This is a genomic window from Synechococcus sp. KORDI-100 (assembly GCF_000737535.1).
Classification (GTDB): Bacteria; Cyanobacteriota; Cyanobacteriia; order PCC-6307; family Cyanobiaceae; genus Parasynechococcus.
In genome coordinates, this window is sequence record NZ_CP006269.1 from 2,348,174 (window position 1) to 2,371,937 (window position 23,764).

A 23,764-nucleotide genomic window follows, 5' to 3' on the forward strand; every position below is an offset into this window, starting at 1 on the left:
GGGGCGACGCAGCAAGAAGGACACCCCCGGTTGGACAGAGCTCAGTAAAGCTCTTCCTCAGCGTGGGTTTTGATCGTGCAGTCGGATGTGGGATAGGCCACGCAGGTCAGCACAAAGCCGGCTTCGATCTGGTCGTCGTCCAGGAAACTCTGATCGGACTGATCAACGGTGCCAGCGGTGATCTTGCCTGCACAGGTGGAGCAGGCACCGGCGCGGCAGGAATAGGGAAGGTCGATGCCCTGCTCTTCAGCGGCATCGAGGATGTACTGGTCGTCAGGCACATCGATGGTCTCGTTCAGACCTTCGCTGTCGTTGACCAGGGTGACCTTGTAGGAAGCCATGGATGGTTGATTACGTACAGGTGCCCGTAGGGCCGAGCCTGCAGGACCGATCTTGTCTACTTCAATCAGGCCCAATCCAGTCGGTTCACAGGCCCTAGCCGGCAAGGTCCAATCGGAGGGGATGCACTGATAAGTTCAACTTATGCCTGAACTCTCGCTGCGGCTGATCTCCAGTAATCCCCAGCGTCCCTGCTCGGCTTCCCTGGTGACCTGCCAACCCAGATCGCTCAACACCTGCTTCAGACGTGGGGCCTGATCCACCAGCAGGCCGCTGAGCAGCGCCCGGCCCTCGCAAGACAGCAGACGTTTGAAGCCTGGAGCAAGCGCCTCGATCACCGGTGCCAGGATGTTGCAGAGCAGCACGTCGGCCTGCCGCCCCTCCAGCAGCTGCACAAGCTCATCCAGGGATCCCAGGCCGACTCTCAGCCGGGACGTCTCCCATGCGTTGAGGTCGCGATTGTCGGTCGTCGCACGCACGGCCATCGAATCCGTATCAGCACTGACCACGGCCTCAGCACCGAGTCCCAGGGCCGCCAGCCCGAGCACACCACTGCCGCAACCAAGATCCGCCACCAAAGCCCCGACCGGGGGGTGGGCCTCAAGAGACTCCAAACAAAGACGGGTGGTGGGATGGCTGCCGGTGCCGAAGGCACTGCCGGGATCCATCTTGATCACGAGGCGCGACTGGTGTTCCGGCGGGGCCTCCAGCCAGGCAGGCAGGATCAGGAATCGCGTTCCCACGGGATCGGGCTGCCAGTGTTGCTTCCAGCTCAGGCTCCAGTCCTCATCGACCACCTCGTCCCAGCGTCCCTGGGGAAACACCAACCCGAAGGGTTCCGCCAGAGCAGCCAGACTGAGCATCAGCTGGCTGCGATCGCTGACTGACCACTCCGACTGCGGCAGCCACAGCAATAACGAGACTTGATCCCGTTGTTCGGGGGCGTGCTGCAGGGCATGACGATGGAGGCCGAGGTCGCTCAGCTTCCACAACAGGGATTCTTCGAGCTCAGCGGGACAGGGCAGCGCCAGACGCCACCACATCAAAGCGTCACCGGATGGGCTTCCTGAATGCCATCGACCGCCCTGATGGTGTCCAGAACAGCGCTGGGAACCGGGTCGTCAATGCTCAGCACCATCACCGCATCGCCTCGAACAATGCGTCGCCCCACCTGCATCGAAGCGATGTTGACGTTGTGTTCACCAAGCAGTGATCCGAGGTGGCCGATGATCCCGGGCATATCCCGGTGACGGGTGAACAGCATGTGCCGGCTGGGTGACACGTTCACAGGGAATTCGTCGATGCTGGTGATGCGAAGTTCTCCGTCGCTGAAGACAGCGCCGGTCACACTGTGTCCACCCTGCGCACCACGGGACGTGAGCTGCACGGAACCACCAGCGAAATCCCGGCTCGATTCATCCTTCACCTCCAGCACATGAATACCGCGGGCCTTGGCTTCCAGGGATGCATTCACGTAATTGATGCTGTCCCCCAGAGCTGAACTCAACATTCCCTTGAGCGCCGCAATCACCAGCGGCTGGGAAGGATGCTTCGCGAATTCACCCTGAAGGCGAAGCTCCAATTCCTGCACCTGTCCGCCAGCGAGCTGACTGACGAGTAGACCCAGCGTTTCCGACAGCTGCAGCTGGGGCTTGAGCCGTTCCATGATCTCGGCGCTCAACCCGGGAATGTTCACAGCACTGCGGGCCGGCAGCCCGAGCAGGACATCCCGGATCTGCTCCGCCACATCAATGGCGACATTCTCCTGAGCCTCTTCGGTGGAAGCGCCGAGATGGGGCGTCAGGACCAGGCCACGCTCCACGGATCGCAGAGGTGAATCCGCCGCCAGTGGTTCGCTCGCGTACACATCCAATCCGGCTCCAGCAATGACGCCGTTGTCGACCGCTTCGGCGAGATCCGCTTCATCGACGATGCCCCCACGGGCACAGTTGACGATCCTAGCCGTCGATTTCATCGAGCGCAGAAGCTCCGCATTCACCAGGTTTTCGGTGTCCTTGGTGCGGGGGATGTGCAGTGTGACGTAATCGGCCATGCGGAACAGCTCATCCAGCTGGGTCAGGCGCACCTGCATCTGCTGCGCGCGATCGGCGGCAATGAAGGGGTCGTAGGCAATCACATCCATCCCCATCGCCCTGGCCACACGGGCGACATGGGAGCCGATCTTGCCCAGGCCGACCACACCGAGGGTCTTCTTGTAGAGCTCGTTGCCGACGTAGTTCTTGCGATCCCACTGTCCGTTTCGCATTCCCGCGTGGGCCTGCGGTACATGACGTGAGAGAGACAGCATCATGGCCAGCGCATGCTCCGCAGCCGCAATCGTGTTTCCCTCCGGTGAATTCACCACGAGCACTCCCCGCTGGGTGGCGGCGGGGACATCGACGTTGTCGACACCGACCCCGGCTCTGCCGATGATCTTGAGCTGATTCGCCGCAGCAATCACATCAGCTGTGACTTGCGTACCCGAGCGGATCATCAGGCCGTCGTAGTCACCGATGATCCCGATCAGATCCTCCGGGGAAAGACCGGTGCGCTGATCAACCTGCGCCACTTGGCTGAGGATGTCGATTCCGGCCTGGTCGATGGGATCGGAAACCAGAACTTTCGTCATGAAGGTCCACAAGCTGTAACAGTCCAGTGCTCACCAGGGTTCTCAACCACCCGGTATGCACAGGGAATTCACAGCTTAAAGCTTGGTCTGCAGCCTTAGATACAAGTATTTGCTTCTAAACATGCTCTGCGTAGCCTTGCTTCAGATGGTCCTATGTGGCTCCGTAGCAGGTCGAATGTGTGTTTTAGGTACAAACTGTCAGGCAGGCATCTCTTGTCCAAGAGCCCTTAAAAGGTACCTCACGGAACACCACCTGATGGCTGATATTGCTATGGATTCGTAGGCGTCCTTCTTCACCAATGTCAGAAGACCAACTTAAGGCTTTCTGGGAAGCTATTCAGGCAGATTCAGCGCTTCAACAAAAGCTCCAAGGCGTCACTGACCCTGGTGCCATTGTGGACATTGCTAAAGAAGCAGGCTTTACGATTTCTGCGGAGGATCTACAGGCAGCTCAAGTGGAGCTTTCGGACGAACAGCTCGATGCTGCGGCTGGCGGAGCTGAGTGCTGGACGATTTAATTCGGCCTGGCTTGGATGTTGTTCAGCACAGCCGGGCAACTTAAGTTAATGTGCGCGATAGAGGTATGGGTTCGAATAAGAAATCAAAACCTTTCAATCACTGGTTTTTGTTCTTCACACACATCCAAAAGCTCATCAAACAGCATCCATTACTTAGCACTATCAACACTTATCCCCGTCAGCAATGGCAAGTTTTTTTATTGCCTTGTCGTCCATGTGAGCAAGGTCAAAAGTGATCTTGTACTGGCTTGCCCCCTTCCAGATTATGGATAAGATCACTTTGGAAAATCCTTCAGACGAGGAAGTCGATTCCCGGTAGGAACAGAGATGTGGGAGCAGTACGACGAAAGCGGCAGCATCAGCACCAGTCATTGGTCATGGAATCGATGGGAAAAAGGTAAATTTGTCGAAGATGAAAGCTATGAATGGTGCGACGCTGAGAATGAGCGCAGGTTGGGGGTAAGAGTTCGCGAAACGAAATACTTCATCTTCTTCAGAGAGATTTGATACAAACAAAGAGAGCATAACTATTGGATTGAAAGGGCTGGTGGCTGGAGAATTAAAATACCTTTTTGCAAAACATACGAGCAGACAAGGGTTGACAACTGGATCGTGGTTGATTTGCCCTTTTTTATATTATATTTATGGTTTGTCTTTTCTCGCACTCCTGTTCGCTGATGCCTCAGCAGAGCGGCTGAAAGTTATACAAAACCCTTGAAGGGAAAGACATGGCAGTTTGATTGTGCTGATCGATCTCCCGACTAAACCTCACACCCACCACCCCGTCAGTAATGGCGTGTTTTTTAATGCGAGGTGATCTGTGCCTCACGGAACACCACCCGACGACTGATATTGATTAACACAGCGCATACTCCCTCCGTTACCAATGTCAGAAGAGCAACTCAACGCCTTTCTAGAGAAGATCAAAGCTGACACCGAATTGCAGGAAAAGCTCAAGCCAGCAGCCTCCCCTGAAGCTGCTATTGAAATCGCTAAAGAAGCTGGGTTTGCAATTAGCGCAGAGGATATTCAATCTAAGGGAAAAGAATTGTCAGACGATGAGCTGGAAGGTGCACCTGGCGGTCAAAATAGAGGCTGCAGACTCTGGCTCACAGCTAACTAAAAGACAACCGTAGCTTACGCCCTCAAAGCCCCTGCTTGACAGTGGTTTTTTATTGCTTCAACAAATCCCATTTAAACGGTAAATCATCGTCGTTTGTTATTGAGCCTTTTTGCTGGAACCTACAACTAAGGTTTAAGTGAACATTCAGGGAAGCTCTCTAGCATATTTTCTGCTCCTGCATTCCACATAGGGCTCGCATTATTCTCAGCCATTATCTTATTCACTTTATCCCAAGATAAAAATAATTCCTCTTTTGTAAGTATACCTTTTTCTTCTGAATCACAAAGCAAATACGCCACCATCGACGAAGAAACATAATCACCAGCACCTTCGCACAAATTAGTAGTTTCTTCTGTAGCTAGGCAAGCTTTATCTAGCTCCTCATATGTTTCAAACGCCTGAACTGGAGCTGTTGAAAGAAGCAGTGCGCCAAGTAGCGGAAAGAGTTTCATAGGACTAGCCTGAAAGAACTGTTATGACAACTAGGGTATAGGTTTAATTGGACAGTCTGGGAATTTTTCTAATGTCATCTCTACTGCTTCATCCGGCAGTGGTGCCCAACCATTCAACGCAACAACTTCATCCAAAGTCAAATCTAAATTCTCTTTTGTAATCCTGCCTTTTTCTTCTAAGCAACAAAGCATAGTCATCGTCATCATTCCAGCACCGAGTTGTGCAGCAACTACGCACAAATTACCGATTTCTTCTGAAGCATCACAAGCTTTTTCCACTTCCTCATATGCTACAAAAGCCTGAACTGGAACTGCTGAGATAGGGAGTGAACCGATGAGTGGAAGAAGTTTCATAGGATTAGCCTGAAAGAACTGATGACGGAATGCATGTGATTATTCAGTTGAGTCTATCTATTCAAAGTCGCCGATATTGATTTGTTCATACGCACAACCTCTCTTTACATCTGCCCACATTCCCTCAAGCAAAGCATTAGCTATATACTCGTATTTTTGGCTAAACTGTCCCTTCGCTACAGACAACACTTCCTCAAATTCTTGTTGACTAATTTTTTCTTGCTGCTTCAGCCCGCATGAGTAATGAAGATCCCTGAGACGTATCCAATTATATAAACTTCGAGCATCTTTCCTAACTCTTCATTATTTAAATCCTCAAATGTTTCAATAGCCTGAACTGGCGCTGTTGAAAGGAGAAGTGCACCAATGAGTGGAAGGAGTTTCATAGGATTAACCTGAAAGAACTGTGATGACAACTAGGGAATAGGTTTAATTGAACATTTCGGATGAGTTCTCAGCACGAAATTCACTCCTTCTTTGCGCAGATTATCGGGCTGAGGACTCAGTTCAACCTCTTCCCAATATCCAGTTACTTCTTCTGCTGTAAGGAAGCCTCTCCACTCTAATTTACAAAGTGTGTTTGTGACAAACACAGAAGAATGCCACTCAGCAGATCTATCACATAGCTTTGTGTTTTCTCCTGAAGAAATGCAAGCGTTGACATATTCATCGTATGTTTCATAAGCCTGAACAGGTGCTACTGAAAGGAGAAGTGCACCTAGCAATGGAACAGTTATAAGTAATGACCTCATGAAAAATGACATGATTTTGTGAAGACAATTATCGTATGCACAGGGACCAAAACACCCCGTAGCCCCCAATGATTCTCCTGAGATTCTGTCAGGGATCTGGGTATAAATATTATTTTTCTCTGCTAACACCAACACTTAGCCAGGTGGGGGGTCCATTTCTGCCTGCAGCTGGCCAGCCAGACGGTCATGTGACAGTTCGATGAGAAAGGGCGCAGCACTGCCGCGCCGAACTCCAGGGAGCAGCCCTCACCCCCCCCCCCCCGCCAATTCAGAGGACAGAGTTCAGAATTCAAAGGACTGGATATGAGCGGATGGCGATCTGCGTGGTGGTTCTTCCTGATGCCGAGGCGGCGGAGCGTTTGACGCAAGGGCTGAAGAACAGTGATCTACCCCTGATGCAGTGCCTCACCATTCCGCCCGATAGCGATGCAATCGACCAGGTGGAACTGCTGAGTCCCAATCTGACCCGGCAGCGACGTCAGAAAGCGATGGCTCGCTGGCTGATGCCCTTCGGATTTCTCGCCGGACTCACCTTCACCAAAATCACCACGCTCACAACCTTCGACAGCTTCGGCCCATGGGGCCAGCCGGTGATCGGGGGACTCCTGGGCATGGGATCCGGCCTGATGGGCAGCTACGCCGCCGCGGCCAGCGTCAATTCCGAAAACGAAGACGGCGTTCGCATCCTTCGCAACCGTCGCGAGGAAGGTCGCTGGCTGCTCCTGATGGAGACACCAAGCGGCATCGATCTTCCCTGGCAAACCGTGCAGCGCAGTCGGCCATTGCAGGTGGTTCGTCTCAGCGAGCTGTGATACTCCCCCGCGACGAGCTCTTAAGGGGGAGCCATGATCCCCTGCGCTTTGGAGCTGCGGTTGATCTTGCTGAACAGGTGCTGCGCACCTGGCAACCGGGTTGGACGGACTTTCTCGATGCGCCGATGCAGGAGGAGATCTTCAACCGGCTTGGTGGCCTGAGCGAACTGCGTTGGAACCGTCATGGAGGGCACCCCGGCGCCGAGCGGTGCCGATTGTTCTGCCAACGAACCGATCAGATGGGCGTTGATCCGGAATCACTCTCCGTTCCGGTACGAGGGCTTCTTGTGGAGGGGAATTTTCTGTTCGACCCACTCCGTCCGGAGGACCTGCGTCAGGCTCTGCAGGAGATGGGGGCATCGCCAGGCGGGCTCGGCGATCTCTGGGTGCGCGGCGACCGCGGCGGACAGGGGTTGTGCACCCCTGAATGTGCCGAACTGCTCAACGGCGGTGCCGGCGCCGTGCGGGATGTGGCCATCCGATGTGAAACCGTGGCGATCGAGCAACTGCAACTGCCGGCACAACGCGTCCCCAGGGTGTTTGCAAGTGTTGAAGCCTCCTGTCGGCTGGATGCCATCGCCTCCGCAGGATTCGGGATCTCGCGAGCCAAAGTGGTGGCTCAGATCAAGTCCGGGCGGCTGCGAATGAACTGGGGGGCCATCCGGCAAGCCAGCCGCGAGCTGGTCGTTGGAGATTGCCTTCAGCTGCAGGATCGCGGAACCGTCGAAGTTCTCTCTCTGGCGCGCACCAAAAAAGATCGCTGGCGCGTGGAGATGCGACGCTCCTGACAAGCAATGTCCACGACCACTGACTGCTAATCTCCTTAACCGGTCAGAGGTCGCACCGAACAGGAGCGAAGACTGATCTGATCGGGCGATTAGCTCAGGGGTAGAGCACTACATTGACATTGTAGGAGTCACTGGTTCAAATCCAGTATCGCCCACTTCCCAATCAGGGATCGGTTTTTGGCGGATCGCGCAGTTGTTGTTGGGCTCGGGCGCTCCGGCATGGGCGCAGCCAGACTTCTGCACTCACAGGGCCTGCCCGTCAGCGTGATCGAACGCGGAGTCGGTCCAGCCCTCGAAAAGCAGGCCGAACCGCTGCGTCAACGGGGCATCGAGGTGGTCCTGGGTCTGCCGCTGCTTCCAGAGAGCTTCCAGCGCTGGAGAGGTGCTCTGCAGATGGTGGTGATCAGCCCGGGAATCGCCTGGGATCATCCAACCCTTGGAGCTCTGAGGCATGAAGGAATTCAGGTGCTCGGGGAGATGGCCATTGCCTGGCGAGCCCTGAACCACATCCCCTGGATCGGAATCACCGGCACCAACGGCAAAACCACCGTGACCCATCTGCTCAGCCACGTGCTGCAGTCGGCGGGTCTCAGCACTCCCATGGGCGGAAACATGGGCATCTCAGCGGCTGAGCTGGCGCTGCAGCTCCGACAACCCAATGCCATCACCCCCGACTGGCTTGTGATGGAGCTGAGCAGCTATCAGATTGAAGCGGCCACCGAGATCGGACCTCGCGTCGGCCTCTGGACCACCCTGACGCCGGACCATCTCGAACGTCACGGAACGGTGGACAACTACCGGGCGATCAAGCGTGGGCTGCTGGAGCGCTCCGAACAGGCCATTTTCAATGCCGATGATCCGGATCTTCGCCGACATCGCCACAGCTGGGACCGCGGGATCTGGGTGAGCGCCGATGGGCCCGATCCGGATGGATGCCCTGCTGATCTCTGGATCGATGCCGAGGGACGGGTCTGCGAGCCGGAAGGTCCCCTGTTTCCAGCTGAGTCCCTGGCGATGCCCGGAACGCACAACCGCCAGAACCTGCTGATGGTCACCGCTGCAGCTCGGACGATCGGTCTCAGCGGCGATCAGATCGCCTCAGGGCTGACCAGCTTTCCTGGGGTGCCCCATCGCCTTGAACGGATTGCATCGCGGAATGGATGCTCGATGTTCAATGACAGCAAGGCCACCAACTACGACGCCGCTGAAGTCGGCCTTAAAGCCATGGCTGCTCCTGTGGTCGTTCTGGCAGGTGGCCAGACCAAGCGCGGAGATGCCCGCGGCTGGCTGAAACAACTCCACGACAAAGCCTGCTCCGTTGTGCTCTTCGGAAGCGGGGCAGACGAGCTTCATGGTCTGATCTCATCAAGCGGATACAGCGGCTCGCTGCATCGCTGCCCGGATCTGATTCAGGCGGTCACGCTGGCCCTGAAGGAGGCGGATCGTCTCAAGGCCGTCAGCCTTCTGCTGTCTCCGGCCTGCGCCAGCTTTGACCAGTACAAGGATTTTGAAGCCCGTGGGGATCACTTCAGAACCCTGATTCAGCACGCGATCTGACACCGGTGGGACAGATCGAGCGGGCTTTCTGCGAATCGATGTCTTGAGGCCGATGATGGTGTCAACAACACAGCAGGTATGGCCTTCTGGCTGATGAAAAGCGAGCCCGACGCTTACGGGATCGATCAGCTGAGGACTGAGGGAACCACTCTCTGGGACGGAATTCGCAACTACCAGGCTCGCAACTTCATGCGCAGCATGCAGCCCGGTGATCAGGCTTTTTTCTACCACTCCAATTGCAAACCGCCCGGCATTGTCGGCCTCATGGAAGTGATCGAAACAGGCCTGGTCGATCCCACACAATTCGACCCGAATGCGAAATACTTCGACGCCAAATCCCAGCGGGACGCACCACGCTGGGATTGCGCTCGATTGCGGTTCATCGGCGAGTTCAGCACCATGCTCAGCCTTGAGCAGCTCAGGGAGATCTACAGCATGGAGCAGCTACCGGTGATCAAGCGCGGCAACCGACTCTCGATCCTGCCTGTCCCTGAAGACACCGCTCGCGACCTGTTGACACGGCTTGGTGCACTCCACTGACACCGAACCCAGACGCGGACGTGAACAACTGCCGCTGCTGACCCTGCTGCCAAGGGCATGGATGGCCTTTGGACGGGCACCATGGCGATGCGTGGGGTTGGCCGCCCTCGTCCTGATCAGTGGCGCCGGCCTGGCCGTGATCGGGCAGGACCTGCGTCAGCTCGACAGCCCCTGGCTTGAGCGTCTTGGTGATCTGGCGGTTCTGCTCAGCCTGCTGCTCCCCGTGCTGCCGATGCTGGCCCTGCTTGAGCTAGCCGACAGCCTGCTGCCTGCCGGTGACAGCTCCCGACTGGCGGTGCCATGGACCTGGATCCTGCGTCAGAGCCTGGCCCTGCTGATGCTGGAAGGCTTGGTGATGCTGGGGGGGATTGCGGTCATCCAGAGCCTCAGCTGGATCATTGGTCAGATCAGCACAACCCTGGCTGGTCTCGCTGTGATCGTGAGTGGCGTGCTGTTGCTGAGTTGGATGTTCAGCCAGGTCCTGGCTCTGCCTCTGCTGATTCATCACCGCCACCGTGCCCTGCAGGCGATGGATCACAGCCGCCAGCTGGTCGGAGGAAACGCCCTCAAGGTGCTGGCTCTGCTCGGACTGATCACAGGGCTCAATCTTCTGGGACTGATCGGTGCAAGCCTCGGGCTTCTGCTCAGCCTTCCCTTCAGCGCGCTTGTCCTGATGGCCTGCTGCCGCACTCAAACACCATGGAGGAGTGACTCACGCCGGAACATGTTGCCGACGTAAACGCGGGTGATTTCCCGGGACTCGATGCCGTTCTGGACGAGGAACCCTGCAAGTGCTGCCTGAACCAGTCTGTATTGATCCCAGTTGGGATGGCACTCAATGAAACGCTTCATGGCCTCCTGCAGGGAAGCTGGCATCTCTGCCTGAAAACTGATCACTCCATCCTCTGGATGGCCGCTTGAATCCAAATTGTTCTGCATCTCCTCGCTCCGGAACGCACACCAGTTCTCCACATGAGAGAGACAACGTCAAGAGCCCCCCAAATCAACGGGTTCCCGACCTTCTCCGACTGAGATCGCAGTCGCAGCAAGCCTGCAGCAGAACGGATATGAGCTGATGTCGAAAAAGTCCAGGGCGCTGCATCGGCGTCAAGGGGTCACAACACATCCGACCCGTTTTCCACAGCTGCCCAGCACGACGACGGCTGCGAGGCCGAGGCCTGTGGAAAGACTGTGCAAAGCCATTGATTTCTCTGCGGAACAATCGACTGACCGAAAACGATCAGGTTCCCTGATCAATCCCACAAATCGAGCGCCGATCTCATGGCTGCGACGACGGCCATGGCAGCAGACGCTGGCCAGTGTCCTTCGACACCACGCCCCTGGTTGCCTGTCAGGACAAGAGAAAGTTGCCACTGAGTCCGATCACCTTCCAGTGACGCCCACCAATCGCCACGCTCCATCTCCAGGCCAATGGACTCCTCCTTCATCAGTTGCTCTGACAGAGAACGATGCTGATCCTCCAGAGCACCGATAAGAGCCACAAGTTCCTTCCACTCAGCGGCTGTCAGCTCAAAGGCCCAGGTCTGCCCGCCGATCAAAACCTGGTACTGACCTCGGCTTGGGTCACGGGCGAAGCGCCATCCCGGACCCTCCTGCTGAATCACCCAGGAAGCAAATCGGGCTGATCCTGTTCATCGCTCAGCTCAACGATGGCTCGCTGCACCGGCTTGACGCTGGACTCCTCGAGCAGTCCATCAAAGTCGTCAAACCGTCGCTGCTTGGCCCGGAAGGCGATCCGAACGGTGGTGAGATATCGATTGCTGGACTGTCGGATCAGGCTCTCACCACGCTTGGCCAGATCCTTGCAATCAATGCCGGCCGAGTTCATGGCTGAACTTTCAAGTGACAATCCAACATCCTAAAGCCCCCTCCTCAAGCCAACTGATCACTGCGGAAGGGGACATGCATCGGATACGTCCTCTGTCGTTCTCCAGGGACTCTGAGAACGATCTGGCGACCGAGGCCCAGGGCTGCCAGGGGCAGGCGCAGGTAGGCCAGCAGATCACTCACCTCTTCAAGGTGCGCCATATCCAGGCACTCGATCCGGATGCTGCCCCAGCTGCGACGCATGCGACAGTCCCGCAACGGTTCCAGCAACTCCTCAAGACGAGGATCTTCCCGATAGAACGAGAAAATCAGTTGCTGCAGACGATCCATCCGAGCCAGTCCCCATAATCTCAATCTGACTTCAACGTGCCCACAGGCAGGGGCTGCATCCGCGTGGGAGAAGAAAAGCTTCAACTTTGCGTCTCACAAGGCACCCTGGCGATCGATCTGGGCAGCACGACAACCGTGGTGGCGTTTCAGAACGAACGGCAAACCTCACCAGAGCTTCTTGATCTACCGCCGATCAGCCGGCGTCCCGGAGAAATCCCGAGTCTGATCTGGTCGGCGGCTGGGCTACCGCTCGTTGGCCGTCAGGTTCTCGAGGCCGGCCTGGCCGATCAGGAGGATCAGCGCCTAGCCAGGGATTTCAAACGAGACATCGGAGCGTCCTCTGATGATCAGAGGGCGCAGAACGCTGGTGAACAGCTTCTCAAACAGATCTGGTCGCGTCTGCCAGAGGATCTCTGCGTGACCCGGCTGGTGCTCACAGCGCCTGTGGAGCGCTATCGCCGCTACCGAGAGTGGCTGCTGCAGGCCTGCTCCGACTTACCGGTCAACGACATCGCGTTGGTGGACGAACCCACGGCAGCCGCGCTGGGGGCCGGTCTTCCCGCCGGATCGCGGTTACTGGTTGTCGATCTGGGAGGCAGCACCCTGGACCTGGCTCTTGTTGCCCTCGAAGGCGGCGAAGGCCGAGCCGCTCCGATTGCCCAGCTCTTGCGCCTCGGGGGACGATCCCTGGCGGAAACGAGTCGCCAGAAATTGCGAACGGCCAACGTCCTGGGCAAGGCAGGGATCCGAATCGGAGGACGCGATATCGATCGCTGGATCGCCAAGCGCTGTCGTCCCCATCTGCCGGCCTCTCCTGCACTGTTGGACGCCGCGGAACGACTCAAGTGCCGGTTGAGTGATCCAGCCCTGGCGGACACAGACCTTGTCCGGGAGCTGTGGATCAACCCAGAGGACGGCAGCCAGCAGGCCCTGGAGCTGACCCGCTCCGACCTGGATGATCTGCTGGACGAACAGGGACTGGCTGATGCCCTGAACCGGCTTCTGGAAACCACTCTGGCCGGCGGACGGCGTCACAACTGTGACCTGACGGACCTCAAAGGCATCGTGATGGTGGGCGGTGGAGCGCAAATGCCCTGGCTGCGGCGATGGCTGAAGCAGCACACCGCACCGGCCGTTCTGCTGACTCCACCGCCCGTGGAAGCCGTGGCTCTCGGCGCTCTGAAACTGACTCCAGGCGTCACGGTCAAGGATGTTCTCCATCACGGGGTCTCCCTGCGTGTCTGGGATCAGCGGGGGCAGTGTCATCGCTGGCATCCCCTGTTTGTGGCAGGACAGCCCTGGCCCAGCTCAGAGCCACTCGAGCTGCGGATGGCGGCGAGCCGTGCGGATCAGCATGAGCTTGAACTGATGCTGGGCGAACCTTCGACAGAGGGCCGTCACGATGTGGTGTACATCGATGGATTACCAACCCTGCGTCGCCTCGATGCCGGTGAAGTGACGCATCAAGCCTGGACCGATTCCGTCGTGATCCTGCCCCTGAATCCTCCTGGTCAGCCTGGAGAGGACTGTCTGCGCCTGTTGCTGCACATCAATGAGCAGGCCCAGTTGGTTGCCGAGATCTCGGATCTCCGCAGCGGCGACAGCCTCAGCTCGCGCCCTCTCGGCACGGTTCGCTGACTGACATCCGCTGCGAAGGCCGTCCACCGGAGGTGGGGCATTCGCATCTGGATCCATAGAACTGTCTGAGATTTGATTCACGCCATTTGGCGACGCGTCGGCTTCTGCTTCTTCGCCTCTGGGTCGTGGCGACGATCAGCATCGTCGCGGCGATCGCCGGTACGGCCTGGTGGTGGGAGAAACAGCTTCCAGGAAAGCTTCAGCAAGCCGTCCAGGAGGGGGACCTGGAAGCCTGTCTGAAATACGGAGAACAACTGGCGGCGCTGCGCTGGCTGGGGTCAGGAGCGCCTGAGGAGCAGGCGTTTTGCCGACGCCGACAGGCCGAAAAGCTCTGGAACGACGGCCAGGTCTCAGCAGCGCTCAAACTGCAGACTCAACTGGTCGAATCTGCACTTGGGAATGCTGAGAGTCAGCGTCGGGATCGCGACAGGCTGGCGCTCTGGCAGGACCAACTGCGCAACCGCGCTCTGGTGCTGTTCCGCGATGGTGAACTGGGGAAAGCGCTTGAAACACTGGCGCCGTTGACACCGGCCAGCGCTCCGGGCAGCAGCGCCCTCAGCGACACGCTCAAGGAAACCTGGAACCGCAACCGCCTGAACCACGAGCGGATCAAGGAGCTCGTCGAGGCAGAACGTTGGTGGGAAGCCCTCGATCATCTCAATCGCCTGGACCATCCTTGGTGGCAGGAACAAGCCCAGACCCAACGTCAGATCGTTGAGACCGCCATCGCTGAACTCCGTGCCACGGAGGAGCATCAGCAGCACGGTGAATCGGGTCCGGACGTCATCTCTGGCCCCAAACTCGACGCGGCTGTTCAGACATCGCTGGATGCCGGCAACGACCCATGGGACGCCTTCCTCTCAGCCTGTGACGAGCTGGGAGGACTTGTGATCGAAGACGGACCTGAGAGTTTCTGCCGTCGCATCAGTGACGGCAGCCCGTGACAAAATGCCTGCACGGCTCAACAGATTTTCATGCAGGCGGGTGACAAGGTGACGGTCGCGTCGTCGGTCGTGGTCTTCAACCACCCCGAACATCGAGGTCAGGCCTTCGACATGAAGGGGACGTCCGGTGAAGTGTTCAAGGTGCTTGATGACTGGAAGGGACGACCGATCAGTCCCACGCTCCCAGTGATCGTGGCCTTCGGTCGCTACAAAGCTCACTTCCGTGCTGACGAGCTCACCCCCGCCGGTTGAGCCGGTTCAGGAAGACGCCCTCCTCACCATCAACATCACGCAGACGCAGCTCGATCGTTTCGCTGCGCCTGGTCGGAACAACCCGGCCACAGAAATCCGGCTGGATAGGCAGCTCACGATGACCGCGATCGACCAACGCCAACAACATCACCCGTTCAGCCCGCCCCCAGCTCTGCAGCGCCTCCAGAGCGGCGCGAACGGTTCGACCGGTGAAAATCACGTCATCCACCAGCACCACCTGCCGTTCCTCAACACTGTTGGGAAGGGTGGTCAACTGGGGCAGGCGTGTTCCGATGCGCTCCAGATCATCGCGATGAAAGGTGGGATCGATCGATCCCTGGGCAATGGCATGGCCGCTGAGCCGTTCGAGCTCCAGAGCCAAGACACGAGACAGCTGAACCCCACGCGTTGGAATCCCCAGAAGCATCAGGTTGCGGCTGTCATCGACCGTTTCAAGCACCTGTGTGGCCAGTCGAACGAGGGTTCGCCCCAGTTCGCGATCGGACAGGATCTCGATGCGGTCGTCCTCAGACGGGGCACTCATGATTCCGCGCGGTTGTGGTGATCTCCGGAAAGAAAGGTTCCAGGGCAGATGGAGCGGTAAGTTGATTCTGCATAAGTGCTTATGAACCGAAGGTTGCGGTGAACGTAGACAGCAGCACTTCCAACGGTTCCAGTCATTCAGGATCGACAGCGCCCGTCGTTCTCACCATCCTCGACGGCTGGGGCCACCGTGATGCGACTGAGCACAACGCCATCCTTCAGGCTCAAACGCCGGTGATGGATGCGCTCTGGCATGCCTATCCCCACACCCTGATCGAAGCCAGCGGCGCTGACGTTGGTCTGCCTGATCAGCAGATGGGCAACTCCGAGGTCGGACACCTGACGATCGGCGCCGGTCGGATCATCCGTCAGGAGCTTGTGAGGATCAGTGATGCCGTCGCCAACGACCAGCTGGTCCAGACGCCGGCCCTGACTGCGCTTGTTGAGCGAGTGAACGCCCGCGGTGGCCGACTGCACCTGCTGGGGCTTTGCTCCGATGGTGGTGTCCACAGCCACGTGAACCATCTCTGTGGCCTGATTCAGTGGGCCAAGCATCTTGAACTCGAGCGTTTGTCCATCCATGCGATCACTGACGGACGCGACACCCCGACCCAGAGCGCTTCAGGTTTTCTGAACCAGGTGCAGGTCGCCATCGCAGAAGCCGGCCTTGGCGAAATCGCGAGTCTTTGCGGTCGCTACTGGGCCATGGATCGTGATCAGCGCTGGGATCGGGTCGAAAAGGCCTACGACCTCTATACGGATCCTCAGACTCCGATCAGTGATCTCAGCCCTGAGGAAGCCCTTGCCGCCAGCTACGACAACGGGGTGACCGACGAATTTCTCGAGCCGGTCCGCTTCAGCTCGGCGGTGATGCAGGACGGGGATGGTGTGCTGATGTTCAACTTCCGGCCGGATCGAGCGCGTCAGATGGTTCAGTCGCTCTGCCTGAAGCATTTCGAGGGGTTCCCAAGACGCCACACCCCGGATCTCGACGTGGTCACCTTCACCCAGGTGGAACAGGACCTACCTGTCCAGGTGGCCTTCCCTCCTGAACCGCTTGATCACCTACTCGGCCAGGTGGTGGCTGAGGCAGGGCTGCGTCAGTACCGCACAGCCGAAACGGAGAAGTACCCCCATGTGACCTACTTCCTCAACGGCGGAATCGAGCAGCCTCTGGCCGGAGAAGAGCGTCATCTGGTGCCGTCGCCGCGGGTTGCCACCTACGACCTGTCCCCGGCCATGTCGGCCAATCAGCTCACCGACAGCTGCATCGAAGCGATCAGGAAGGGCATCTATTCCCTGATCGTGATCAACTACGCCAACCCCGACATGGTGGGACACACCGGCGTGATGGATGCAGCAACGGAGGCCATCAGCACGGTTGATGCTTGCCTGGGACGGCTTCTGGATGCCGTCGGACGCCAGGGCGGAACCCTTCTGATCACAGCCGACCACGGCAACGCCGAACTGATGCAAGGCTCTGATGGACAGGCCTGGACGGCACACACCACCAATCCCGTTCCGGTGATTCTGATCGAGGGGGAACGACGCAAACTGCCGAACCACGGCAATGCGATTTCACTGCGAAGCAATGGGGGGCTGGCCGATATCGCCCCGACCCTTCTTGAAATCCTCGATCTTGAAAAACCGGATGCCATGACGGGGTCCAGCCTGATCGAACCGATGCCTAGCGTCGACAACACTCCACTGTCCGCACGCCTTCCCCTCTCCGTCTGATCCGATGCTCTCGACCGTTCTCTCTTGGGTCTGGATTGCAACTGGCCTCATCCTCATTCTCCTGGTGCTGCTGCACAGCCCCAAGGGTGATGGCATGGGCGGCCTCGCTGCCAGCGGCAGTTCCATGTTCAGCAGTGCCAGCAGTGCTGAAGCAACCTTGAACCGTGTGACCTGGACTTGCCTGGCCGTGTTTCTGAGCCTCGCCGTGATTCTCAGTGCCGGCTGGCTGAACTGAGTTAATTTCGGAGGCGGACCAAAGAGATCAAGTCAATTGATTTTGGATAACGGCAAATTTTTCATTCTTGGAGTTGGAGCTCAAAAGGCAGGAACGACCTGGCTGGCAAGCCAGCTTGACAAAGCAAATTTTTTCAGTAACGGAGGCGTTAAAGAGTTTCATGTATTCAATAAATTATTTACCAAGAACAAACGAACCAACAATCAATACAAGTTGATCAAGAGAGCCAATATCAATCGTCATATCAAGCAACGCCTCAAGCAAGAACAGGAGGTTCTGATCAGCCCACGAATGCTGATGAGACTGTCTCCTTCAGTTTATTTTGACTTTTTTGATTACCTTTACCTCAGGCAGCAAGATGTATCTCACGTTGGAGATATCACCCCCGCATATTCAACTCTGGGCATAACAAAATTCTCTTTGATACGCGAGGGACTTTTAAGCAAAAATTTTCAGCCAAAAGTTATTTTTCTGATGCGAGATCCTGCCGAGCGGGCCTGGTCTCAACTCAGAATGAACAACCGCTTCGCACTCGAAAAGAAGAAGAGGAATACATCACCTCAACAAGAATTGAAACAACTCAGGAAATTTTACAAAGGAAAGTCGTGTATCAAGAGAACTCGATACGACATAATTTCCCAAAAGCTTGAAAGCGTCTTCAAACCAAATGAAATTTTTTACGGCTTTTACGAAACACTTTTCAGCCAACCCGAAATCAACCGACTGACCAACTTCCTGGAATCTCCAACAATCAGCCCTGATTTTTCTGAGGTCGTTCATGCTTCCCCAAAATCCAATTCCGAAGCCACCGGGTTAAACGAACTGCTGTTCGAGATTCGTGGGTTCTATGCACCGACCTACGCATGGGCTCGCGATCGCTTCGGAGATGCGGTGCCTGACGCCTGGGGTGCCTGAAACCTGATCCAAGGGCTGTTGTCATCAACCGGTTCTGAAGCGGGCTTTTGCTTTGGCAAAAAAAGACCCCCTGCCGAAGCAGGGGGCTGAACAGATCAGGGGTTGATCATCAGATGTTGATCAATAGTCGAAGTCACCGCCACCCATGCCGCCACCGGCAGGAGCTGCTTCCTTCTTCTCAGGCAGATCGGCCACAATGCATTCGGTGGTCAGCACCATGCCGGCGATGGAAGCGGCATTCTGCAGACCAGAACGCGTCACCTTGGCGGGGTCAACGATGCCAGCGCCGAGCATGTCGACGTAGTCGCCAGTCGCGGCGTTGTAGCCCTCATTGATGGCACGGGACTTGACGTTCTCTGCCACGACAGCACCGTTGGCTCCAGCGTTCTCAGCAATGCGCATCAGGGGAGCGGTCAGAGCCGCGGCCACGATGTTGGCACCGATGAGTTCTTCACCTGAGAGGTTGCCGTTGGCCCACTCTTCCAGGGACGGAGCCAGGTGAGCCAGGGTGGTGCCACCACCAGGAACAATGCCTTCCTCAACAGCCGCCTTGGTGGCATTGATGGCGTCCTCGAGACGGAGTTTCTTGTCCTTCATCTCGGTTTCTGTGGCCGCACCAACCTTCACCACAGCGACGCCACCGGCCAGTTTGGCCAGACGCTCCTGCAGCTTCTCCTTGTCATAGGTGGAGTCGGTCTCGTCCATCTGCTTCTTGATCTGTTCGCAGCGGGCGCCGACAGCCGCCTCGTTGCCCTCGGCAACGATCGTGGTGGTGTCCTTGTTGATGGTGACGCGACGGGCGGTGCCCAGCATCTCGAGCTTGGCGTTCTCCAGCTTGAGACCAGCGTCCTCGGTGATCAGCTGACCGTTGGTCAGGACCGCCATGTCTTCCAACATGGCCTTACGGCGATCGCCGAAACCAGGGGCCTTCACGGCGGCCACGTTGAGCACACCACGCAGACGATTCACCACCAGGGTGGCAAGAGCTTCTTTCTCGATGTCCTCGGCAATGATCAGCAGAGGTTTGCCGGTGCGGGCGATTTGCTCCAGCACAGGCACCAGATCCTGCACCAGACCGATCTTCTTGTCGGTGAGCAGGATGTAGGGCTCGTCGAGGACGGCTTCCATCCGCTCGGTGTCGGTGGCGAAATAGGGGGAGATGTAGCCCTTGTCGAAACGCATGCCCTCGGTGACCTCGAGTTCGGTCTCCATGGACTTGCCCTCTTCGAGGGAGATCACGCCCTCTTTGCCAACCTTGTCCATGGCACTGGCGATCATGGCGCCCACTTCCTCATCATTACCGGCGGAAATGGTGCCGACCTGAGCAATGGCATTGCTGTCAGCGATGGGCTTGGCCTGTTCCTTGATCTTGCTGACCAAGAAATCGGAGGCTTTGTCGATGCCCTTCTTCAGAGTGATCGCGTTCGCGCCGGCCGCCACGTTGCGCAGTCCAGCCTTGACCATGGCGTGGGCCAGAACTGTGGCTGTGGTGGTGCCGTCACCGGCGGCGTCGTTGGTCTTTGATGCTGCCTGACGGATCAGAGCAACACCTGTGTTCTCGATGTGGTCTTCGAGCTCGATCTCCTTGGCGATGGTGACGCCGTCATTGATGATCTGGGGTGCACCGAACTTCTTCTCGAGCACCACGTTGCGGCCCTTGGGACCAAGGGTGACAGCAACCGATTCAGCCAGAATGTCGATCCCCTTTTCGAGAGCGCGACGGGCGTTCTCGTTGTAGATGATGCGCTTTGCCATGGAAAGTGTCCTTAGTGAAAAAAAGTGTTTGTGAAAGCTGGTCCTCTGTGATCAGCGACGGAGCAGAGCCGTACTTCAACGATTCAGCTCAGGCATCCGGTGCGCTGACCACAGCGTTTGAGCGCCCCTGATCGGTTGATCAGTCAGTGACGGTCAATCAGTTGACGACAGCCAGGATGTCTTTTTCGGTGAGCAGCACGTACTCGTCGCCGCCGAGCTTGATGTCGGTGCCGGCGTACTTGCTGTAGAGGACCTTGTCGCCGACACCGACTTCAGGAGCCTGACGGCTGCCGTCGTCATTGCGCTTGCCGGGGCCGATCTGCACCACCTCACCCACCTGGGGCTTTTCCTTGGCGGTGTCAGGAAGAAGGATGCCACCCGCGGTTTTCTCCTCGGATTCGGAGACTTTGACGAAAACGCGGTCACCGAGAGGCTTCACGGTGGAGACACTGAGTGAAACAGCTGCCATGAGTTCTTTCAGAAGCAGGGGTTGAGCGCAATAGCGCTTACATCGACACGAGCTAGCACTCAAAGCCGACGAGTGCCAACGTATGAAGGCGTGGGCCCCCGAGACCAGCGATCATCTGTGCGGTTGACCGAACCGGACGGTCCTGATACTCCAGACAACTCTGCAACGGAGCCGGTGGTATGTTTGCGCCGCTCTCAAGACCACGAGCGCGCTGCGCCTCAACTCAATTTTTCATTCTTATGGTCGCTTCTGCTCCTGCATCCGCCGGCACCAAGGGCGTTGTTCGCCAGGTGATTGGCCCGGTTCTGGACGTGGAATTCCCAGCTGGGAAACTGCCGAAGATCTACAACGCCCTCAGGATTGAGGCCAAAAACGCCAGCGGTCAGGATGTCGCCCTGACGGCAGAGGTCCAGCAGCTCCTGGGAGACCACCGCGTCCGTGCCGTCTCGATGAGCAGTACTGATGGCCTGGTGCGTGGCATGGAGGCCGTTGACACCGGAGCGGCGATTTCAGTTCCCGTGGGTGAAGCCACCCTCGGCCGGATCTTCAATGTTCTCGGAGAGCCCGTTGATGAACAGGGCCCCGTCAATGCCACATCAACGGCGCCGATTCACCGGGACGCACCAAAGCTGACCGAGCTTGAGACGAAGCCCAAGGTTTTTGAAACTGGGATCAAGGTGATTGACCTCCTGGCGCCCTATCGCCAGGGAGGCAAAGTTGGCCTGTTCGGTGGTGCCGGAGTGGGCAAAACCGTGCTGATCCAGGAACTGATCAACAACATCGCCAAAGAGCACGGTGGTGTCTCGGTCTTCGGCGGCGTGGGTGAGCGCACCCGTGAAGGCAATGACCTGTACGAGGAATTCAAGGAATCCGGAGTGATCAATTCCGAGGATCTCTCCAAATCCAAGGTGGCTCTCTGCTACGGCCAGATGAACGAGCCCCCCGGCGCCCGGATGCGCGTCGGTCTCTCGGCATTGACCATGGCCGAGCACTTCAGGGACGTCAACAAGCAGGACGTTCTGCTGTTTGTCGACAACATTTTCCGATTCGTGCAGGCCGGCTCCGAGGTATCTGCTCTGCTTGGACGCATGCCGTCCGCCGTTGGCTATCAGCCGACCCTGGGTACTGACGTCGGCACACTTCAGGAGCGCGTCGCATCGACCCTGGAGGGTTCGATCACGTCAATCCAGGCCGTCTACGTTCCTGCTGACGATCTGACCGACCCGGCCCCTGCCACCACCTTCGCTCACCTGGACGCCACCACGGTGCTCAACCGTGCTCTCGCTTCCAAGGGCATCTACCCCGCCGTGGACCCCCTGGACTCCACCAGCACGATGCTTCAGCCATCCGTGGTTGGGGATGAGCACTACAAGGTGGCCCGCTCCGTTCAGTCCACCCTGCAGCGTTATAAGGAACTTCAGGACATCATTGCCATCCTTGGTCTTGACGAACTCTCTGAGGAAGATCGTCAGACCGTTGATCGCGCCCGCAAGGTGGAGAAATTCCTCTCTCAACCGTTCTTCGTGGCGGAGATCTTCACCGGAATGTCTGGCAAATACGTGAAGCTGGAAGAAACCATCGCCGGTTTCACCCAGATCCTTGCCGGTGAGCTGGATCATCTGCCCGAGCAGGCTTTCTACCTCGTCGGCAACATCGATGAGGTGAAAGCCAAGGCTGAGAAGATTGCAGCAGAGGCCAATTGATGAGCGGCTCCCTCACCCTTCGGGTTCTTTCACCTGACAAGAACGTTTTTGACGGCAGCGCTGAAGAAGTCATTCTGCCCAGCACCACTGGGCAGTTGGGAATTCTCCCCGGCCACATCTCACTCCTGACGGCCATCGATGTGGGCGTTCTCAGGGTGCGAGCCGACGGTGGCTGGAACTCCATTGCCCTGATGGGCGGATTCGCCGAGGTTGACGCCGACGAGGTGACGGTTCTTGTGAACAATGCAGAACTCGGCAGCAGCATTGATCCCACCACTGCTGAAAGTGATCTCCAGGCGGCTTCAACGGCCGTTGCAGGTCTTGAAGGTCAACCGGCTTCTCCAGAGAAGGTGAAGGCACAGCAGCAGCTGAACCTGGCCAAAGCGCGTGTCCAGGCCAGCAAGATCAGCGACTGATCCAGCGACAATCCGTTCAAGAACCTCTAACCAGAGCCAATGGCTCTGGTTTTTTGCTGTCAGAACATCTGTCGACGCAGGACCTCCATCTTCAGGTCGGTCATGGGATCACCGTCCTGGTGAACACCATCCCAGAAACGACCCGTTCGACGATCAAGATCACCGCTCGCAGGGTGAGGGCAACGATCGGAATGGCGATCAGCGGAATCGTCAGCCAGACCAGGAATGGAATCAGCGCCCTGACGGGCCCTATCCCAGGCGATCTGCCAGACCATCAGGGTGAGACCAGTCCCCGCGCTGATCAGCAGCAGGGGCCGATGATTGGGGAGGTTCGGACGCAGTGCCGCCCAGCCTTGAGAGCATGAACCTCCAGGCGATGGGTGCACCAGGCATGACCGTTGCGGGCCAGCACAGGATCATCCATCCATGGCACAGCTCAGACATCGCAGCCGAGCGGCTTCAACCTGACAGCACTTAAGAAGAGCAGACAAAAAAAAGACCTGCTGAGCAGGCCGTCGTAAGGAAACCGAAATGATGGACGTGCTCAGGCGGTTCCGCAGAAGGTGACATCGGGGAACTTCAGTTTGGCTTCATCAAGGGTCTTGCCCTTGCCCTCTTCCTGCCAGTAGTTGATCACTTCCGTTGCTTTGTTGAGCACTTCGACGCGCTCGTTGTCGGTGATCCAGCTTTTGCCCTCCAATTCCGTTTTCAACGTCTCCCAGGCATCTTCACGAGGCCAGAAGAAATAAGCCGTCAGCGGGCTGGGACCACCGCCAACGATCTGATCAACCGCAAGAGCCACATTGTCCGGCAGCCAGAGGATCTTGAGCAGGAAACGTCCCTCATCGGCCTTGGGGGTGTAACCGGAGGGAACGCCATCGGCGTCGATCGTTGCCGAGGCCAGCGCCGCCGCTCCTCCGCGCAGAACAGGGCGGGCGTCCCCCTCCGCGGCACCATCGCCGGCCGGTGACTTGTCCGCCTCAGCCGGTGTCTTGTCAGCCTCGTTAGCCACAGCTGGGCTGGCCTCGACGGCCGCGCCTGCGCCCTCCTGTTCTGTGGTTGCTGCGCCTTCGGAGACCGTCATGTTATGTGCGCTCGAGGAATCAGAACAAACA

Annotated in this window: 32 protein-coding genes and 1 tRNA gene; 17 read left to right on the forward strand and 16 right to left on the reverse strand. The window is 57.6% G+C overall.

Annotated elements, in window-relative coordinates; genetic code table 11:
- Positions 1-41 precede the first annotated feature (41 nt).
- From KR100_RS12135 to serA, 3 genes are all read right to left on the reverse strand, one after another.
- Positions 42-341, reverse strand: coding sequence for a ferredoxin (locus KR100_RS12135; RefSeq protein WP_038546379.1), 300 nt, complete (start codon positions 339-341; stop codon positions 42-44).
- Positions 342-476: 135 nt separating this feature from the next.
- Entirely contained in the window at positions 477-1,382 is a 906-nt protein-coding gene (prmA, locus tag KR100_RS12140; protein WP_038546381.1) for a 50S ribosomal protein L11 methyltransferase, read from the reverse strand.
- Positions 1,382-2,968 carry a phosphoglycerate dehydrogenase gene (gene serA / locus KR100_RS12145; RefSeq protein ID WP_038546383.1) on the reverse strand — a complete coding sequence of 529 codons (1,587 nt, stop codon included), beginning with the start codon at positions 2,966-2,968 and terminating at the stop codon, positions 1,382-1,384. Before serA ends, prmA begins: the two co-directional genes overlap by 1 nt.
- Before the next feature lie 299 nt (positions 2,969-3,267).
- Here serA and KR100_RS12150 point away from each other — a divergent pair, with 299 nt between their 5' ends.
- From KR100_RS12150 to KR100_RS12160, 3 genes are all read left to right on the forward strand, one after another.
- Complete coding sequence (locus KR100_RS12150) at positions 3,268-3,486, forward strand: Nif11-like leader peptide family natural product precursor (protein WP_038546385.1); 219 nt, start codon at positions 3,268-3,270, stop codon at positions 3,484-3,486.
- A gap of 327 nt (positions 3,487-3,813) precedes the next feature.
- Positions 3,814-3,993, forward strand: a complete 180-nt coding sequence (locus KR100_RS12155) for a hypothetical protein (protein WP_038546388.1) — start codon at positions 3,814-3,816, stop codon at positions 3,991-3,993.
- Positions 3,994-4,372: 379 nt separating this feature from the next.
- On the forward strand, positions 4,373-4,609 hold the full coding sequence (locus tag KR100_RS12160; RefSeq protein ID WP_038546393.1) for a Nif11-like leader peptide family natural product precursor: 237 nt from the start codon (positions 4,373-4,375) through the stop codon (positions 4,607-4,609).
- Between the two features lie 125 nt (positions 4,610-4,734).
- Here the strand turns inward: KR100_RS12160 and KR100_RS16155 are convergent, their stop codons facing one another.
- The 4 genes from KR100_RS16155 to KR100_RS16170 form a co-directional block, all read right to left on the reverse strand.
- Complete coding sequence (locus tag KR100_RS16155) at positions 4,735-5,061, reverse strand: hypothetical protein (RefSeq protein ID WP_156098098.1); 327 nt, start codon at positions 5,059-5,061, stop codon at positions 4,735-4,737.
- 30 nt (positions 5,062-5,091) lie between these two features.
- The gene (locus KR100_RS16160; RefSeq protein WP_156098099.1) at positions 5,092-5,415 is read right to left on the reverse strand and encodes a hypothetical protein; all 324 of its coding nucleotides are present in this window, start codon (positions 5,413-5,415) and stop codon (positions 5,092-5,094) included.
- A gap of 227 nt (positions 5,416-5,642) precedes the next feature.
- Positions 5,643-5,801, reverse strand: coding sequence for a hypothetical protein (locus tag KR100_RS16165; RefSeq protein ID WP_156098100.1), 159 nt, complete (start codon positions 5,799-5,801; stop codon positions 5,643-5,645).
- A gap of 30 nt (positions 5,802-5,831) precedes the next feature.
- Positions 5,832-6,296: a hypothetical protein gene (locus tag KR100_RS16170; protein ID WP_156098101.1), complete on the reverse strand. Its 465-nt coding sequence runs from the start codon at positions 6,294-6,296 to the stop codon at positions 5,832-5,834.
- Positions 6,297-6,478: 182 nt separating this feature from the next.
- Here KR100_RS16170 and KR100_RS12165 point away from each other — a divergent pair, with 182 nt between their 5' ends.
- From KR100_RS12165 to KR100_RS12190, 6 genes are all read left to right on the forward strand, one after another.
- A complete protein-coding gene (locus KR100_RS12165; RefSeq protein ID WP_038546396.1) occupies positions 6,479-6,979 on the forward strand; it encodes a hypothetical protein in 501 nt (166 codons plus the stop codon).
- Positions 6,976-7,767 (forward strand): photosystem II S4 domain protein, encoded by a 792-nt coding sequence (locus KR100_RS12170; protein ID WP_038546399.1) that lies wholly within the window; start codon positions 6,976-6,978, stop codon positions 7,765-7,767. Before KR100_RS12165 ends, KR100_RS12170 begins: the two co-directional genes overlap by 4 nt.
- Before the next feature lie 83 nt (positions 7,768-7,850).
- A tRNA-Val gene (locus tag KR100_RS12175) sits at positions 7,851-7,922 on the forward strand.
- A 22-nt stretch (positions 7,923-7,944) separates the two neighbouring features.
- Positions 7,945-9,324: a UDP-N-acetylmuramoyl-L-alanine--D-glutamate ligase gene (gene murD, locus KR100_RS12180; protein ID WP_038548814.1), complete on the forward strand. Its 1,380-nt coding sequence runs from the start codon at positions 7,945-7,947 to the stop codon at positions 9,322-9,324.
- 78 nt (positions 9,325-9,402) lie between these two features.
- Positions 9,403-9,864, forward strand: a complete 462-nt coding sequence (locus KR100_RS12185; protein WP_038546402.1) for an EVE domain-containing protein — start codon at positions 9,403-9,405, stop codon at positions 9,862-9,864.
- A complete protein-coding gene (locus KR100_RS12190; RefSeq protein WP_369793800.1) occupies positions 9,848-10,603 on the forward strand; it encodes a hypothetical protein in 756 nt (251 codons plus the stop codon). Before KR100_RS12185 ends, KR100_RS12190 begins: the two co-directional genes overlap by 17 nt.
- Here the strand turns inward: KR100_RS12190 and KR100_RS12195 are convergent.
- The 4 genes from KR100_RS12195 to KR100_RS12210 form a co-directional block, all read right to left on the reverse strand.
- The gene (locus KR100_RS12195) at positions 10,555-10,803 is read right to left on the reverse strand and encodes a DUF2811 domain-containing protein (RefSeq protein ID WP_038546404.1); all 249 of its coding nucleotides are present in this window, start codon (positions 10,801-10,803) and stop codon (positions 10,555-10,557) included. The two genes, KR100_RS12190 and KR100_RS12195, sit on opposite strands and share 49 nt — an antisense overlap.
- A gap of 314 nt (positions 10,804-11,117) precedes the next feature.
- Positions 11,118-11,489, reverse strand: coding sequence for a DUF1818 family protein (locus KR100_RS12200; protein WP_038546407.1), 372 nt, complete (start codon positions 11,487-11,489; stop codon positions 11,118-11,120).
- On the reverse strand, positions 11,486-11,713 hold the full coding sequence (locus KR100_RS12205; RefSeq protein ID WP_038546409.1) for a DNA-directed RNA polymerase subunit omega: 228 nt from the start codon (positions 11,711-11,713) through the stop codon (positions 11,486-11,488). The genes KR100_RS12200 and KR100_RS12205 overlap by 4 nt, the downstream gene beginning before the upstream one ends.
- 44 nt (positions 11,714-11,757) lie before the next feature.
- Positions 11,758-12,042, reverse strand: coding sequence for a hypothetical protein (locus KR100_RS12210; RefSeq protein WP_038546412.1), 285 nt, complete (start codon positions 12,040-12,042; stop codon positions 11,758-11,760).
- A 63-nt stretch (positions 12,043-12,105) separates the two neighbouring features.
- Between KR100_RS12210 and KR100_RS12215 the strand changes: the two genes are divergently transcribed.
- From KR100_RS12215 to KR100_RS12225, 3 genes are all read left to right on the forward strand, one after another.
- Positions 12,106-13,680 (forward strand): Hsp70 family protein, encoded by a 1,575-nt coding sequence (locus tag KR100_RS12215; RefSeq protein ID WP_038546416.1) that lies wholly within the window; start codon positions 12,106-12,108, stop codon positions 13,678-13,680.
- An 86-nt stretch (positions 13,681-13,766) separates the two neighbouring features.
- Positions 13,767-14,624, forward strand: coding sequence for a hypothetical protein (locus KR100_RS12220; RefSeq protein WP_038546419.1), 858 nt, complete (start codon positions 13,767-13,769; stop codon positions 14,622-14,624).
- A gap of 30 nt (positions 14,625-14,654) precedes the next feature.
- Positions 14,655-14,876 (forward strand): ferredoxin-thioredoxin reductase variable chain, encoded by a 222-nt coding sequence (locus tag KR100_RS12225; RefSeq protein ID WP_038546421.1) that lies wholly within the window; start codon positions 14,655-14,657, stop codon positions 14,874-14,876.
- On the opposite strand, the gene pyrR is transcribed toward KR100_RS12225, so the two are convergent.
- Positions 14,860-15,420 carry a bifunctional pyr operon transcriptional regulator/uracil phosphoribosyltransferase PyrR gene (gene pyrR, locus KR100_RS12230; RefSeq protein ID WP_038546424.1) on the reverse strand — a complete coding sequence of 187 codons (561 nt, stop codon included), beginning with the start codon at positions 15,418-15,420 and terminating at the stop codon, positions 14,860-14,862. The genes KR100_RS12225 and pyrR overlap by 17 nt on opposite strands.
- A gap of 98 nt (positions 15,421-15,518) precedes the next feature.
- Here pyrR and gpmI point away from each other — a divergent pair, with 98 nt between their 5' ends.
- From gpmI to KR100_RS12245, 3 genes are read left to right on the forward strand one after another with little or no spacing between them, the layout of a single operon-like run.
- Positions 15,519-17,156 (forward strand): 2,3-bisphosphoglycerate-independent phosphoglycerate mutase, encoded by a 1,638-nt coding sequence (gene gpmI / locus KR100_RS12235; RefSeq protein WP_038546427.1) that lies wholly within the window; start codon positions 15,519-15,521, stop codon positions 17,154-17,156.
- Positions 17,157-17,160: 4 nt separating this feature from the next.
- Positions 17,161-17,391: a preprotein translocase subunit SecG gene (gene secG / locus KR100_RS12240; protein ID WP_038546431.1), complete on the forward strand. Its 231-nt coding sequence runs from the start codon at positions 17,161-17,163 to the stop codon at positions 17,389-17,391.
- 42 nt (positions 17,392-17,433) lie between these two features.
- Positions 17,434-18,306, forward strand: coding sequence for a sulfotransferase domain-containing protein (locus tag KR100_RS12245; protein WP_162176539.1), 873 nt, complete (start codon positions 17,434-17,436; stop codon positions 18,304-18,306).
- A gap of 120 nt (positions 18,307-18,426) precedes the next feature.
- Here the strand turns inward: KR100_RS12245 and groL are convergent, their stop codons facing one another.
- Together groL and groES are read right to left on the reverse strand one after the other, a co-directional pair.
- The gene (gene groL, locus KR100_RS12250; RefSeq protein ID WP_038546435.1) at positions 18,427-20,061 is read right to left on the reverse strand and encodes a chaperonin GroEL; all 1,635 of its coding nucleotides are present in this window, start codon (positions 20,059-20,061) and stop codon (positions 18,427-18,429) included.
- A gap of 157 nt (positions 20,062-20,218) precedes the next feature.
- Positions 20,219-20,530 (reverse strand): co-chaperone GroES, encoded by a 312-nt coding sequence (gene groES / locus KR100_RS12255; protein WP_038546438.1) that lies wholly within the window; start codon positions 20,528-20,530, stop codon positions 20,219-20,221.
- Between the two features lie 239 nt (positions 20,531-20,769).
- Between groES and atpD the strand changes: the two genes are divergently transcribed.
- Both atpD and atpC read left to right on the forward strand, forming a co-directional pair.
- Positions 20,770-22,233: a F0F1 ATP synthase subunit beta gene (atpD, locus tag KR100_RS12260; RefSeq protein ID WP_038546441.1), complete on the forward strand. Its 1,464-nt coding sequence runs from the start codon at positions 20,770-20,772 to the stop codon at positions 22,231-22,233.
- Positions 22,233-22,649 carry an ATP synthase F1 subunit epsilon gene (gene atpC, locus KR100_RS12265; protein ID WP_038546444.1) on the forward strand — a complete coding sequence of 139 codons (417 nt, stop codon included), beginning with the start codon at positions 22,233-22,235 and terminating at the stop codon, positions 22,647-22,649. Before atpD ends, atpC begins: the two co-directional genes overlap by 1 nt.
- A 59-nt stretch (positions 22,650-22,708) precedes the next feature.
- Here the strand turns inward: atpC and KR100_RS12270 are convergent, their stop codons facing one another.
- Both KR100_RS12270 and KR100_RS12275 read right to left on the reverse strand, forming a co-directional pair.
- Entirely contained in the window at positions 22,709-23,035 is a 327-nt protein-coding gene (locus tag KR100_RS12270; RefSeq protein ID WP_038546446.1) for a hypothetical protein, read from the reverse strand.
- Between the two features lie 158 nt (positions 23,036-23,193).
- Positions 23,194-23,733 (reverse strand): 30S ribosomal protein PSRP-3, encoded by a 540-nt coding sequence (locus KR100_RS12275; protein ID WP_038546449.1) that lies wholly within the window; start codon positions 23,731-23,733, stop codon positions 23,194-23,196.
- Positions 23,734-23,764 lie beyond the last annotated feature (31 nt).

Bases quoted from the DNA above. Each gene is read 5' to 3' on its own strand.
- KR100_RS12135 (WP_038546379.1), bottom strand. From the start codon at position 341: ATGGCTTCCTACAAGGTCACCCTGGTCAACGACAGCGAAGGTCTGAAC.
- prmA (WP_038546381.1), bottom strand. From the start codon at position 1,382: ATGTGGTGGCGTCTGGCGCTGCCCTGTCCCGCTGAGCTCGAAGAATCC.
- serA (WP_038546383.1), bottom strand. From the start codon at position 2,968: ATGACGAAAGTTCTGGTTTCCGATCCCATCGACCAGGCCGGAATCGAC.
- KR100_RS12150 (WP_038546385.1), top strand. From the start codon at position 3,268: ATGTCAGAAGACCAACTTAAGGCTTTCTGGGAAGCTATTCAGGCAGAT.
- KR100_RS12155 (WP_038546388.1), top strand. From the start codon at position 3,814: ATGTGGGAGCAGTACGACGAAAGCGGCAGCATCAGCACCAGTCATTGG.
- KR100_RS12160 (WP_038546393.1), top strand. From the start codon at position 4,373: ATGTCAGAAGAGCAACTCAACGCCTTTCTAGAGAAGATCAAAGCTGAC.
- KR100_RS16155 (WP_156098098.1), bottom strand. From the start codon at position 5,061: ATGAAACTCTTTCCGCTACTTGGCGCACTGCTTCTTTCAACAGCTCCA.
- KR100_RS16160 (WP_156098099.1), bottom strand. From the start codon at position 5,415: ATGAAACTTCTTCCACTCATCGGTTCACTCCCTATCTCAGCAGTTCCA.
- KR100_RS16165 (WP_156098100.1), bottom strand. From the start codon at position 5,801: ATGAAACTCCTTCCACTCATTGGTGCACTTCTCCTTTCAACAGCGCCA.
- KR100_RS12165 (WP_038546396.1), top strand. From the start codon at position 6,479: ATGGCGATCTGCGTGGTGGTTCTTCCTGATGCCGAGGCGGCGGAGCGT.
- KR100_RS12185 (WP_038546402.1), top strand. From the start codon at position 9,403: ATGGCCTTCTGGCTGATGAAAAGCGAGCCCGACGCTTACGGGATCGAT.
- KR100_RS12195 (WP_038546404.1), bottom strand. From the start codon at position 10,803: ATGCAGAACAATTTGGATTCAAGCGGCCATCCAGAGGATGGAGTGATC.
- KR100_RS12205 (WP_038546409.1), bottom strand. From the start codon at position 11,713: ATGAACTCGGCCGGCATTGATTGCAAGGATCTGGCCAAGCGTGGTGAG.
- KR100_RS12210 (WP_038546412.1), bottom strand. From the start codon at position 12,042: ATGGATCGTCTGCAGCAACTGATTTTCTCGTTCTATCGGGAAGATCCT.
- KR100_RS12225 (WP_038546421.1), top strand. From the start codon at position 14,655: ATGCAGGCGGGTGACAAGGTGACGGTCGCGTCGTCGGTCGTGGTCTTC.
- pyrR (WP_038546424.1), bottom strand. From the start codon at position 15,420: ATGAGTGCCCCGTCTGAGGACGACCGCATCGAGATCCTGTCCGATCGC.
- secG (WP_038546431.1), top strand. From the start codon at position 17,161: ATGCTCTCGACCGTTCTCTCTTGGGTCTGGATTGCAACTGGCCTCATC.
- groL (WP_038546435.1), bottom strand. From the start codon at position 20,061: ATGGCAAAGCGCATCATCTACAACGAGAACGCCCGTCGCGCTCTCGAA.
- groES (WP_038546438.1), bottom strand. From the start codon at position 20,530: ATGGCAGCTGTTTCACTCAGTGTCTCCACCGTGAAGCCTCTCGGTGAC.
- atpD (WP_038546441.1), top strand. From the start codon at position 20,770: ATGGTCGCTTCTGCTCCTGCATCCGCCGGCACCAAGGGCGTTGTTCGC.
- atpC (WP_038546444.1), top strand. From the start codon at position 22,233: ATGAGCGGCTCCCTCACCCTTCGGGTTCTTTCACCTGACAAGAACGTT.
- KR100_RS12275 (WP_038546449.1), bottom strand. From the start codon at position 23,733: ATGACGGTCTCCGAAGGCGCAGCAACCACAGAACAGGAGGGCGCAGGC.